We start from the raw sequence: 12,314 nt of genomic DNA on the forward strand, positions 1-12,314 counted from the left end.
CTAGGCACCCAAGGTGCCAGAAAGGGTAGGTGAAGTCATATGGCAAAAGTCCGTGTGTCCACCCTGGCCAAAGAGTTCGGCATGACCTCCAAGGAACTGATGGGTCATCTCACCGAAATGAAGATTCCCGCTAAGTCCGCTTCCTCCGCTCTGGAGGACGCTTATGTCGCCATGGTCCGCAAGCAGCTCGCCTCGGTGATCGAGGCTCGCGCCAAGGAAGTCGAGGCCGCCAAGCAGGCCGAGGAGGAGGCAGCCGCCGCCGAGGAGGCAGCGCGCGCTGCCGAGGCCGAGCGTGAGCGCATCGCCGCCGAGAAGGCACGCGAGGAGGAGCGCCGCCAGTTCGCCGCCGCCCAGGCTGCCGAGGAGGCCGCCCGCGCCGAGGCCGAGGCCAAGAAGAAGGCCGAGCAGGAGCGCCTTGCCCGCGAGAAGGAGGAGGCTGCCCGCGAGGCCCAGCGCCGCGCCGTCCCCGCTTCCGACTCCGGTTCGCGCTTCCGTTCGCTGCTCGACCAGATCGCCGCACAGGAGACCGTGCTCAAGGAGAAGAAGGACGCCGAGGAGAAGGCCAAGGCCGAGCGCGCCTCCGAGCGCGGCAACCGTCGTGGCGGCAACAACGACCGTCGCGGTGGCCGTCGTAACGATCGCAACGCCTCCGACAGCAACTCCGAGCGTAACGCCTCCGAGAGCCGTCCGCACAGCCATCGCACCAACGCCAGCAACAACGTCGCTGCCGGTATGGACTTCCCCAACCCCGATAAGCAGGGCAAGGGTAAGAAGCGCAAGGGCGGTCACGGCAACGATGAGGACCACTACAGCCGCATGGCTCGTGAGGCCGAGGAGTACAGTCGCGAGAAGGTGCTCGAGGAGGCTCGTGCCGCCGTCGAGGAGGCCTCTCGCGAGTCCACTGGTCGCCGCAAAAAGCGCAAAGAGAAGCGCGAGCGCGAGGCCGCAAAGGCTCAGGAGGAGCGCAAGATTGAGGAGGCGCTGGCCCAGGGCGTGAACCCCGAGGAGCTCGACGCCATCAAGGTCTCCCAGGGCGTTACCGTCCAGGAGCTCGCCGAGGCGCTCGACGTTCCGGCCAACGACATCATCAAGCGCCTGTTCCTGCTGGGCTCGCCGCTTACCATGACGCAGTCCATGTCCGACGACCTCGTCGAGCTCGTTGCCGACGACCTGGGTCGCCAGATCAAGATCATCACCCCCGAGGAGGAGAACACCTTCTCGTTCTATGACGATCCCGCCGACCTTAAGCCGCGCGCCCCGGTCGTCACCGTCATGGGCCACGTCGACCACGGCAAGACGAGCCTGCTCGACGCCATCCGCCACACCGGTGTCGCTGCCGGCGAGGCGGGCGGCATCACTCAGGCCATCGGCGCTTCGCAGGTCATGATCAACGACCGCAAGATCACCTTCATCGATACCCCGGGCCACGCCACCTTTACGGCTATGCGTGCCCGCGGCGCCAAGGTGACCGACATCGTCATCCTAATCGTGGCTGCCGACGACGGCGTCATGCCTCAGACCATCGAGTCGATCAACCACGCCAAGGCCGCCGGCGTACCCATCGTCGTCGCCGTCAACAAGATTGATAAGCCGGGCGCCAACCCCGACCGCGTGCGCCAGGAGCTCACCGAGTACGGCATCATCCCCGAGGAGTGGGGCGGACAGAACATGTTCGTCAACATCTCGGCCAAGCAGAAGATCGGTATCGACGACCTGCTCGAGACCGTGCTGCTCCAGGCCGACGTGCTCGAGCTCAAGGCCAACCCCGACACCTTTGCCTCCGGTAACGTCCTCGAGGCTAAGCTCGACAAGGGCCGCGGTTCGGTTGCCACGGTTCTCGTGACACGCGGTACCCTGCACGTGGGCGATACGCTGGTCGCCGGCCTTACCTACGGCCGCGTCCGCGCCATGCTCGACCCCAAGGGCAATGCCGTCACCGAGGCCGGCCCCTCCGACGCCGTCGAGATCCTGGGCCTGCAGTCCGTGCCCAACGCCGGTGACGAGTTCCGCGTGTTCGAGGATGAGCGCGAGGCTCGCGCCCTGGCGGATGAGCGTTCGCTCAAGGCCCGTATCGAGGAGCAGAGCCGCGTGAAGCACGTCACGCTCGAGAACCTCTTCGAGACCATCGCCGATGCCGAGGTCAAGGAGCTCAACCTGATCATCAAGGCCGACGTCCAGGGTTCCATCGAGGCCCTTCAGGACTCGCTCGACAAGATGGATCAGTCCGAGGTCCGCATCAACACGATCCACTCCGCCGTCGGTGCCATCAACGAGACCGACGTCGTCCTGGCCGACGCCTCCAACGCCATCATCATCGGCTTTGGCGTGCGTCCCGACGGCAAGGCCCGCTCCGCAGCCGAGCGCGAGGGCGTCGAGATTCGTTGCTACGACGTTATCTATAAGTGCCTCGAGGAGCTCGACGCTGCCCGCATCGGCATGCTCAAGCCCACCGAGGTCGAGGTCTCCACGGGTACCGCGACCGTCCTGGACACCTTCAAGGTGCCCAAAGTCGGCATCGCCGCCGGTGTCCGCGTCGAGGAGGGCGAGATCGCCGCGACCGATTCCGTGCGCCTGGTGCGTGACGGCATTGTGGTCTTCAACGGCAAGATTGCCTCGATGCGCCACTACAAGGACGAGGCCAAGAGCCTCAAGAGCGGTTCCGAGGGCGGCATTGGCCTGGAGAACTTCCAGGACATCAAGCCCGGCGATCAGATCGAGGGTTACCGCATCGACCAGGTTGCCCGTACCGAGTAGGGGGTAGCGCTATGAAGCAAACGCAGGCAACCCGCCGTTTGGGCGAGCAGCTTCGCGAGAAGCTTGGTTATATCCTGCTCTTTGAGGTTTCCGATCCGCGTCTCGACCTGGTCACCCTGACTGCGGTCGAGGTCGCGGTGGACCGTTCGTTCGCACGCGTGTACGTGTCGTGCGATGCGAGCCGCTACGATGAGGTCATGGAGGCGCTTGCCAGCGCCAAGGGCCGTATTCGCAGCCTGTTGGCTCGCTCGCTCGATTGGCGCGTCACGCCCGAGCTCGATTTTCGCATCGATCGCTCGACCGATGAGGCCGAGCGCATCACGCGTGCGCTGGAAAACGTTCCGGCCACGCTTGCGATCGAAAAGGACGAGGACGGCTACCCCATAGCGGATGCCGCCCAGGAGGCAGCTTTAGATGACTAATTCCGCCGATCTCGCCTCGTGCGAGTCTGCAGATATTAAACGACGCATCCTCGAGCTCATCGAGGGTGCGTCCTCCATTGCGATCTCGGGTCACACCTCTCCCGACGGCGATGCCCTGGGCTCCGTGTTGGGCCTGGGCCTTTCGCTTATGAAGGTGTTCCCCGACAAGGACATCGCCCTGCTGCTGGCAGACGACGATCCCGTTCCGCGCATCTACCGTTTTATGGAGGGCGCCGATCTGCTGGTGCCGGCATCTGCCTACACCGGCAACCCGGACCTGTTCATTTCGGTAGACGTGCCGGTCGTCGAGCGCCTCAATAATTCCGCCGAGGTGTTGCGTCGTTCGGCTCACGTGGCGTGCTTTGACCATCACCCGGCACGCGAGGAGTTTGCCGAGGTCAGCCTTAGGTGTGTCAATGCCGCTGCTTGCGCCATGATCATCGACCGCTTTTTGGCCGATTGCGGTATTACCGCAAGCGACAGCATCGCCACCTGCCTGCTGTGCGGTCTGGTCACCGACACCGGTCGTTTTCAGTATCAGAACGCCGATGCTGCAGCGTTTCATGCCGCCTCGCGTCTGGTGGCGCACGGTGCCGATCCGGCGCGCGTCGCGCTCGAGGTCTACCAGAGCATGCGTGTCGAGTTCTTGCACCTCAAGTCCATCGTCATGGGTCGCATCAAGACGGTCGCGCGCGGGCGCGTGGCATATAGCTACGCGTACGAGAGTGACCTCAAGGAATGCGGCGTCACCTCGGATGAGTGCGACGGCCTGGTCGATGTGGTGCGCTCGGTGATGGGCGTCGAGGTCTGCCTGTTCCTTAAGGGCATCGAGGGCGATACTAAGGTGCGCGGCAACCTGCGCTCCAAGGGCGATCTTGATGTTTCCGAGATTGCGGCCAACTTTGGCGGAGGTGGGCACCACGCTGCCGCCGGCTTTACCAACGCCGGAACGATTTCCGAGACGCTCACCGCGGCACTTCCCATGCTGGCCGAGCTGGTAGGGGAGGATCCCGCTTCGGTGACCGTCGAGCTCTAACTTTTTGGATGGTACATGGCTCGTCGTACACCTTCTCAACTCAATATGCTGCTCGCCGTCGATAAGCCGGTGGGCTGCACGTCCCACGACGTGGTTTCGCAATGCCGACGCGCCCTCCATGAGCGGCGCGTCGGTCATGCCGGAACGCTCGACCCCATGGCATCGGGTGTCATGGTGGTGGGCGTAGGCCAGGCAACGCGTCTGCTGGGCATGCTCACGCTCGATACCAAAAGCTACGTCGCCGACATTTCGTTTGGCGTCGAGACCAATACCGATGATGCGGAGGGCGAGGCCGTCCGCACAGTGCCCATTGCCGCCGACTTGCGCGATCCGGCCTATGCCCGCGAGCGCCTGTGCGCCATGCTGGGCCCTCAGATGCAGGTGCCGCCGGCGTTTTCGGCCATTTCGGTCAACGGCGTGCGCGCCTATAAGTCTGCGCGCGAGGGCAATGCCGTGTCGCTGCCCCCGCGTCCGGTCGAGGTGTACTCCGCTAACCTGATTGCCGTGAGCGGCGAGGGCGAAGCGTGCGTTTGGACCGTGGCGTTTTCGGTGAGTAAGGGCACCTATATCCGTGCGCTCGCTCGCGACCTGGGTCGTGCCTGCGACAACGCGGCGCATATTTCTGCATTGCGCCGTACGGCCTCCGGTGTTGTTTCCATCGGTGCCTGTCATGCGGTCGAGGAACTTTCTGCCGAGTCCGCTGCCGGCTTTGCCCTGGATCCCATTGCGGCACTGGGCGCCACGCGCGTCGACTTGCCGGGTGATCTTGCCGACGATCTGCTGTGCGGACGTCGTATTCCTATTGAGCGCGCGCTTGCGAGCTTCGATGCGTCGAAGGCGCCGTTTGCGCTGGTGCTCGATGGCGGGCTCAAGGCGCTTGCCCGTATCGAGGGCGGCCGCTTTGTTATGGAGCATGTCTTTCCGCAGGCGATCGGCGGTGTTCGATGATGCTGGCCTCCCACGAGCTCGCGCGTATTTTTTTCGCGGGCGAGTCGGATGAGGCCCGCATCGTCGCCGCCGATGCATTTGATGATTGCGCGTGCCTGGGTGCCGCGTCGATCGCCATCGGCGTGTTCGACGGCGTGCATCGGGGGCATCGCGAATTGATCGACGCGGTCGTTCGCGATGCGCGTGACCATGGCTGCAAGGCGGTCGTGGTCACCTTCGATCCCGACCCGGACGTGGTGGTGAGCCCTACGCCCGCGCAAAAATTGATGACGACGGCTGACCGTCTGCATGCCCTGGCTCTCACCGGGGTCGATGCGGTCGTGGCCGTTCCCTTTACGCCCGCGGTGGCGGCACTCGACCACGTAGGCTTTCTTAAGCTGCTGTCGCGCGTCGTCGATATCCGCTCGATTCGCGTGGGTAGCGACTTTAGGTTGGGCCGCGGCGGTGCCTCGGGCGTTGCCGAGATGCAGGCATGGGGAGCCGAGCGCGGCGTTGACGTCTATGGCCACGAGCTGCTGTGCGTCGATGGGCAGACGATCTGCGCCACCCGTATTCGCCAGGAGCTGCGCCGGGGTCATGTTGAGCTTGCCGCCGAGCTGCTCGGCCGCCCGTATATGCTGCGAGGTATTGTTGCCGGCGGTCGTCACCAGGGCTCCGACATGGGTTTTCCCACGGCAAATATTCAGGTGCCCGAGGGCATTCAGGTGCCTGCCGATGGCGTCTACGAGGGCTTGGTGCTGGTCGACGATACCGTATGGCCTGCCGCCGTCAACGTGGGCCTGCCGCCGACGTATGCCGACGATGCCGCCTCGGCTCATCTCGAGGCCAACTTGATCGGGTATGCAGGCGACCTGTACGGCGCCTCGGTTTCGCTGGCGTTTACACGTTGGCTGCGCCCGTCGCGCGTGTTCGATTCGCTGGACGAGCTTATCGCGACCGTCGAGGGTAATATTGACGATATCCGTCATCATTTGGGTGAGCAGGGGGTGAGCATCCGTGATTAGCGATGAGGAAAAAGACCAGGTGCGCGCTGCGTCCGACCTGGTTGCCATCGTGCAGGAAACGGTTGAGCTCAAGCCCCGCGGCCATGAGTTTTGGGGTTGCTGCCCCTTTCATGGCGAAAAGACCCCGTCGTTTCACATTATCCCCGCCACGCAGGTGTGGCACTGCTTTGGCTGTGGCGAGGGCGGCGACGTCTTCACCTACATCATGAAGCGCGAGAACCTGAGCTTCCCTGAGTCGATTCGCTACCTGGCCGACCGTGCCGGCATTGAGCTGCACGATACCGGCGCCTATCGCGAGCGCGGCACCAAGCGTGCCCGCATCTACGACCTGTGCGCCGAGACCGCCCAGTTCTACCACACCATGCTCATGCGCGGTAAGGACAGCCGTCCGCGCGAGTATTTCGCCAGCCGCGGTATGGGCGGCGACGTCTGCCGCCGCTACTGCCTGGGTTTTGCGCCGGGTCGCAACGCGCTGGTGTCGCATCTGTCGCAGGCAGACTTTACCCCGCAGGAAATGATCGATGCCAACGTGGCCGTGAGCCGTGGGCGTGGGCAGCTTGCCGACCGTTTTTACGACCGCGTGATGTTTCCCATCTTTGATGAGCAGGGTCATAACATCGCCTTTGGCGGGCGCATTATGGGCGACGGCCAGCCTAAGTACCTCAACACCGCCGAGACGAGCGTGTTCCATAAAAAGCGAAACCTCTACGGCTTTAACTGGGCTAAGGAGTTTATCGTCGCGCAGGATACCGCCATCGTGGTGGAGGGATATACCGACTGTATCGCCTGCTGGGAGGCGGGGATCAAAAACGTCGTCGCCACGCTGGGTACGGCGTTGACGGAACATCATGTAAAGACGCTCACCCGTTTTGCCAAGCGCATTGTATATATGTTCGATGGCGACGCTGCCGGTCAAAAGGCCGCGCGCCGCGCGATTCAGTTTATCGAGCAGGATTCGATGGACCTGCGCTGCGTGGTGCTTCCCGACGGCAACGACCCCATGGAGTTCATCACCGCGCATGGTGGCGAGGCGTTGCAGGCGCGTATCGACGCCGCCGAGCCCCTCATGGACTTTGTGTACCGCTCACTGCAGGAGTCGAGCGACATTTCCACGCCGGGCGGTCGTGCCAAGGCGCTCGAGGATGCGCTGACGCTCATCTATCCGCTGCGCAATAGCTACATGATCGATACGTACTTTATCCAGATTGCCGACCTGCTGGGGTTGGACTTGGAGACGGTGCGTTCGAGCTCGGGCCGTGTGTTTCGCGATGTTGCCAAGCGCGAGGACGCCGAGCGTCGTCGCGAGCAGAACTACGAGCGCCAGCGGGCGCAAACCGAGCGTGCAGGCAGCGCGGGCGTTCGGGCATCAGGTTCGCAGGGGGTGTCTCGCGGTGTCTGGGCGTCGGGGGTGACGCCGCCGGTGTCCGCACCGGTCGAGGAAGAGCCGTATGACTATGTGCCGCTTGAGGCCTACGGGGCCGCGCCGGCCGAGGTCGTCGACGATATGCCGCCTATCGATGTGCCGGCTGGTATGGATGGCGCGGCGCCGGCCGCCGATGCTTCTGGCGCGTCCGCGCCGACGATGCCAATCGTGCTGACCGACCTGGAGCGAAAGTCTTTGGCGGGGGAGCGCGAGCTGCTGACGATGCTCACGAGCTATCCCGACCTGTTCCGCACGTATGCCGACCGCATCTGCTCGATCGAGTGGGTAGATCCGCGCCACGAGTCCATCGCATGGGCCGTGCTCGCGACGCCGCCGGGCACCGACCCCACGGCGTGTATGGATGCGGCGCGCGCGGTGTGTCCCGAGGCAGCGTCGCTTGTCAGCGCCGGACGCATTTCGTCGACGAGTAAGCATCCCACCGAGACGAACATCGTGTTTATGCTTGATACCCTTGAGCTCTACACCATCAAGCGCCGCATGCGCGCCGCGCAGGCAAAGCTTCGTCAGGACCGGTCGCTCGACGATGAGGCGCGCCGTGTGCTGACGATGCAGGCGATGCAAGATTCTCAGCGCCAGCGCGAGCTCCAAAAGTCGATCGGCGGCGTGGCTGACCCGTTCCGTTTGATCGGTTTGGAGACAACGGGTGCCGATCAGGCCTAGATGTTGTGGTCAACCAGCGTATTTGCGCCTATATCCAGTCTGATTTTTGGGTATAGACGTCAATGTGTGTGCTAAAGTAATGAGTCCTGTGGACTATGAAGGGAGAATCTGTGCCAAAAAAGAGTGAGAGCACGGGTACTGGGCTGGAATCCTACGTTGCAAAGCTCATGGGCAACGGCTCAAACAGGACTTCGGTAACCGAGGACGAGATTCAGGTCGCCCTGAAGGATATCGATGTGTCTGACGAGCAGCTCAACGCGGTGTATTCCGCGCTGCGCAACAGCGGCATCCAGATTATCTCCGCGAGCGGAAACGACGACGCCCCCATGGACGTCGACGATGACGATAACGATAGCGATACCGATGATTTCGATGACGACGAGCACGATTCCGGCTCGCTCGACGATCACGAGCTTAAGATGGCCCGTCAGGCCGACGCCGAGATGGGTTCTTCCAAGAGCAAGAAGAAGCGCACCGTGCGAACGTCCCGTTCGCGTTCGCGCGTGCGCGGCATCGATGCCTCCACGGTGATGCTGACCGGCGACCCGGTTCGTATGTACCTTAAGGAGATCGGTAAGGTCGACCTGCTGACCGCTTCCGAAGAGGTCGATCTGGCCATGAAGATCGAGGCCGGCCTTGACGCCACCGAGAAGCTCGAGGCTGCCGAGGCGGGCGAGATCGAGCTCACCCGCGTCGAGATGCGTCGCCTGACCCGTATCGAGAACGTGGGTCTCGAGGCCAAGCAGGCGCTCATCAGCGCCAACCTGCGCCTGGTCGTCTCCATCGCCAAGCGCTATGTCGGTCGCGGCATGCTGTTCCTGGACCTGATCCAGGAGGGCAACCTCGGTCTGATTCGCGCCGTCGAGAAGTTCGACTACCAGAAGGGCTTTAAGTTCTCCACGTACGCCACATGGTGGATCCGTCAGGCCATCACGCGTGCTATCGCCGACCAGGCCCGTACCATCCGTATTCCCGTGCACATGGTCGAGACCATCAACAAGCTCGTCCGCGTGCAGCGCCAGCTTCTTCAGGACCTGGGTCGCGACCCGACCCCCGAGGAGATCGGTGCCGAGATGGACATGAGTGCCGACCGCGTCCGCGAGATCCAGAAGATCTCGCAGGAGCCCGTGTCGCTCGAGACCCCCATCGGCGAGGAAGAGGATTCCCAGCTGGGCGACTTCATCGAGGACTCCCAGGCTATCGTTCCGCCCGATGCCGCCAGCTTCTCCATGCTGCAGGAGCAGCTCACCCAGGTGCTCGACTCGCTTGCCGATCGTGAGCGCAAGGTTATCGAGCTACGTTTTGGCCTTGTCGACGGACATCCCCGTACGCTCGAGGAAGTCGGCCGCGAGTTTGGCGTCACGCGCGAGCGCATCCGCCAGATCGAGTCCAAGACTCTGGCCAAGCTCCGCCATCCCAGCCGTTCCAGCAAGCTTAAGGACTACATCGAGTCTTAACCTCGCAAGCAAGAAGCGCCCTCAAGCACATCCGCTTGGGGGCGCTTTCATGTAGTCATTGGGGACGTCCCCAATGACTAGGTCGGAAAAATTCTCAAAAAAGTTCTTGCCCTAAGCTGATTCGTCCGTATAATAAACTTCGTTGCTTGAGAGCACGCACCTATTCCTCGGTAGCTCAATGGTAGAGCACGCGGCTGTTAACCGCGCTGTTGTAGGTTCGAGTCCTACCCGGGGAGCCAGATTTTTCAGCCCATTCCGTTGGGCTTTTAAATTCCTCGGTAGCTCAATGGTAGAGCACGCGGCTGTTAACCGCGCTGTTGTAGGTTCGAGTCCTACCCGGGGAGCCAGGTTGTAAAACCCGTCGCTTATGCGGCGGGTTTTTTCATGCCGCGATCTCCTAGCGCGAACGTTGCCATATCAACATTTCGTGTCGAGGATGTAATCCCGCGGCCCACCACCTCAACACGGCGCGGTCGTTGTAGAATATTGCAATGATTGCTCCCACGAGATGGTGCCGCGAGCACCAGATAAGGAGATTCTTGTGTCTGAGACCATTAACGGCAGCCTGAGCGTCTCGAACGACGTTATTGCCGATATTGCCGGTTATGCCGCGATGACGTGCTACGGCGTCGTCGGTATGGCCGAACAGCTCCAGGGCGCCGAGAGCGTGCGCCTGCTTGCCGGTCAGCGCCTCCGCAAGGGCGTGCTTGTCTCCGCCGACGAGAACGGCCTTACGGTCGATCTTCACGTCGTGCTCGAGAGCGGCGTCAACATGAAGTCCGTCTGCCACAATCTTTCGAGCTCCGTTGCCTTCACCCTGCAGGAGATCGCCCAGATCGATCCCGCCAGCCTTAAGATCGGCATCCACATCGACGCGCTCAAGAGCCGTCTGAACTAGCATCCGAAAACGGAGATTCAAATACCCATGATTGCAAAGACCATTCGCACCTGTTTTCCGATCGCTGCGGCTGCCGTTTCCGACAAGGCCGAGGAGATCAACAAGCTCAACGTCTTCCCCGTACCCGACGGCGACACCGGCACCAACATGTCGCTCACGCTCGCCTCGGTGACCAAGGAGCTTTCCGCCCTTCCCGCCGATGCCGATATGGAGGCCATCGCCGGCGCCATCACCCACGGCTCCCTGATGGGCGCCCGCGGCAACTCCGGCGTCATCACCTCGCAGATCCTGCGCGGTGTTGCCGAGGGTCTCGTTTCTGCCGATGAGCCCATCACGTCCGCCAACATCGCCTTCGCTTTCCGCCGCGCCGTCAAGGTCGCCTTCCAGGCCGTCCGCAAGCCCATCGAGGGCACGATTCTCACGGTCCTGCGCGATGTCTCGACCAAGGCCGACGAGTGCGAAAAGAAGAAGTTCTCGGCCGAGGACGCGCTCGACGCCATCGTCGTCGAGGCCTACCAGTCCGTCGCCCGCACGCCCGACCTGCTGCCCGTTCTGAAGGAGAACGGCGTGGTCGACTCCGGCGCCTTTGGCTTTGCCATCTTCCTGGAGAACTTTGTCGCCGCCGCGCTTGGCCGCAGCACCGTTGTCGAGGATTTCTCCGCCACGTTTGATTCCGCTGGCTCTGCCCGCGACGCGGCCCTCGGTCGCGTTGAGATTGAGGCCAACGACGATTGGGAGGGCTCGGAGTTCCGCTACTGCAACGAGTTCCTCTTTAAGGCCGACGCCCCGTTTGACGAGGACGAGTGCCTTAAGTTCCTGGGCTCCATGGGCGACTGCGAGCTGCTCGTGGGTGCCTACCCCGACTACAAGATCCACGTGCACTCCAACACCCCCAACCTGGTGCTCGAGCACATGCTGCAGCTTGGTCAGATCTACGAGGTCTTTATCCACAACATGGAGATGGAGGCCCACGACCGTACCGCCAAGATTCACGAGGACCAGGAAAAGGCCGCCGAGCCCGCCAAGGCGCTGGGCTTTGTCGCTGTTGCCGCCGGCTCCGGTGAGGCCGATATCCTCAAGTCCCTCGGCGTCGACGTGATCGTCTCGGGTGGCCAGACCATGAACCCCTCGACCGCCGACCTGCTGGGCGCGGTGGACCAGGTCAACGCGACCTCGGTCATTATCCTGCCCAATAACGGCAACATCCGCATGGCTGCCGAGGCCGCCGCTTCTGCTTGCACCGACAAGAAGGTCGCCGTCGTTCCCACCAAGACCGTCCCGCAGGCGTTCTCCGCACTGTTCGCGGTCCTGCCCGATTCCGAGCTCGAGGACGCCGTTGCCGCTATGGTCGACGCCATCAGCGAAGTTCGCGATGGCGAGGTTACCCGTGCCGTGCGCGATTCCAGTGCCTCTGACGGCTCTCCGATTCACTCCGGTGACGTCATGGGTATCATTGCCGGTTCCATCGACGTGGTCGGCTCCGATGTTAAGCAGGTCACGCTCGACTGCATCAACCGCATGCAGGAGGAAGAGGAGGGCGATGCGCTGACGATTCTGGCCGGCGAGGAGCTGTCCGATGAGGCCTTCCAGGAGATCGTCGACGCCATCGAGGAGGCTCAGCCCGACTTGGAGATCGACGCTCATCGTGGCGAGCAGCCGCTCTATCCCGTGATCTTCTCGATCGAGTAGGC

The 12,314-nt window shown here is 62.8% G+C and carries 9 protein-coding genes and 2 tRNA genes; all 11 read left to right on the forward strand.

What is annotated here, in order from left to right; all coding sequences use genetic code 11:
* Positions 1-39 precede the first annotated feature (39 nt).
* The 11 genes from infB to OGM60_04775 all read left to right on the forward strand — a co-directional run bounded on the left by infB (position 40) and on the right by OGM60_04775 (position 12,312).
* Positions 40-2,754: a translation initiation factor IF-2 gene (gene infB / locus OGM60_04725; GenBank protein ID UYJ00095.1), complete on the forward strand. Its 2,715-nt coding sequence runs from the start codon at positions 40-42 to the stop codon at positions 2,752-2,754.
* Positions 2,755-2,765: 11 nt separating this feature from the next.
* A complete protein-coding gene (gene rbfA / locus OGM60_04730) occupies positions 2,766-3,176 on the forward strand; it encodes a 30S ribosome-binding factor RbfA (GenBank protein ID UYJ00096.1) in 411 nt (136 codons plus the stop codon).
* Positions 3,169-4,212 (forward strand): DHHA1 domain-containing protein, encoded by a 1,044-nt coding sequence (locus OGM60_04735; protein UYJ00097.1) that lies wholly within the window; start codon positions 3,169-3,171, stop codon positions 4,210-4,212. Before rbfA ends, OGM60_04735 begins: the two co-directional genes overlap by 8 nt.
* 15 nt (positions 4,213-4,227) lie before the next feature.
* Positions 4,228-5,160 carry a tRNA pseudouridine(55) synthase TruB gene (truB, locus tag OGM60_04740; GenBank protein UYJ00098.1) on the forward strand — a complete coding sequence of 311 codons (933 nt, stop codon included), beginning with the start codon at positions 4,228-4,230 and terminating at the stop codon, positions 5,158-5,160.
* Positions 5,157-6,164 (forward strand): riboflavin biosynthesis protein RibF, encoded by a 1,008-nt coding sequence (gene ribF / locus OGM60_04745; protein ID UYJ00099.1) that lies wholly within the window; start codon positions 5,157-5,159, stop codon positions 6,162-6,164. Before truB ends, ribF begins: the two co-directional genes overlap by 4 nt.
* A complete protein-coding gene (dnaG, locus tag OGM60_04750) occupies positions 6,157-8,268 on the forward strand; it encodes a DNA primase (GenBank protein UYJ00100.1) in 2,112 nt (703 codons plus the stop codon). Before ribF ends, dnaG begins: the two co-directional genes overlap by 8 nt.
* 110 nt (positions 8,269-8,378) lie before the next feature.
* The gene (rpoD, locus tag OGM60_04755) at positions 8,379-9,725 is read left to right on the forward strand and encodes an RNA polymerase sigma factor RpoD (protein UYJ00101.1); all 1,347 of its coding nucleotides are present in this window, start codon (positions 8,379-8,381) and stop codon (positions 9,723-9,725) included.
* Between the two features lie 164 nt (positions 9,726-9,889).
* Positions 9,890-9,964: transfer RNA gene (locus OGM60_04760), tRNA-Asn, on the forward strand.
* A gap of 33 nt (positions 9,965-9,997) precedes the next feature.
* A tRNA-Asn gene (locus OGM60_04765) sits at positions 9,998-10,072 on the forward strand.
* 161 nt (positions 10,073-10,233) lie between these two features.
* A complete protein-coding gene (locus tag OGM60_04770; protein UYJ00102.1) occupies positions 10,234-10,623 on the forward strand; it encodes an Asp23/Gls24 family envelope stress response protein in 390 nt (129 codons plus the stop codon).
* Between the two features lie 27 nt (positions 10,624-10,650).
* Entirely contained in the window at positions 10,651-12,312 is a 1,662-nt protein-coding gene (locus tag OGM60_04775) for a DAK2 domain-containing protein (GenBank protein UYJ00103.1), read from the forward strand.
* The last annotated feature ends 2 nt before the right edge of the window (positions 12,313-12,314 follow it).

It is taken from the genome of Coriobacteriaceae bacterium, from assembly GCA_025757745.1.
Taxonomy (GTDB): domain Bacteria; phylum Actinomycetota; class Coriobacteriia; order Coriobacteriales; family Coriobacteriaceae; genus Collinsella.

Bases quoted from the DNA above. Each gene is read 5' to 3' on its own strand.
- infB (UYJ00095.1), top strand. From the start codon at position 40: ATGGCAAAAGTCCGTGTGTCCACCCTGGCCAAAGAGTTCGGCATGACC.
- rbfA (UYJ00096.1), top strand. From the start codon at position 2,766: ATGAAGCAAACGCAGGCAACCCGCCGTTTGGGCGAGCAGCTTCGCGAG.
- OGM60_04735 (UYJ00097.1), top strand. From the start codon at position 3,169: ATGACTAATTCCGCCGATCTCGCCTCGTGCGAGTCTGCAGATATTAAA.
- truB (UYJ00098.1), top strand. From the start codon at position 4,228: ATGGCTCGTCGTACACCTTCTCAACTCAATATGCTGCTCGCCGTCGAT.
- ribF (UYJ00099.1), top strand. From the start codon at position 5,157: ATGATGCTGGCCTCCCACGAGCTCGCGCGTATTTTTTTCGCGGGCGAG.
- OGM60_04770 (UYJ00102.1), top strand. From the start codon at position 10,234: ATGGTGCCGCGAGCACCAGATAAGGAGATTCTTGTGTCTGAGACCATT.
- OGM60_04775 (UYJ00103.1), top strand. From the start codon at position 10,651: ATGATTGCAAAGACCATTCGCACCTGTTTTCCGATCGCTGCGGCTGCC.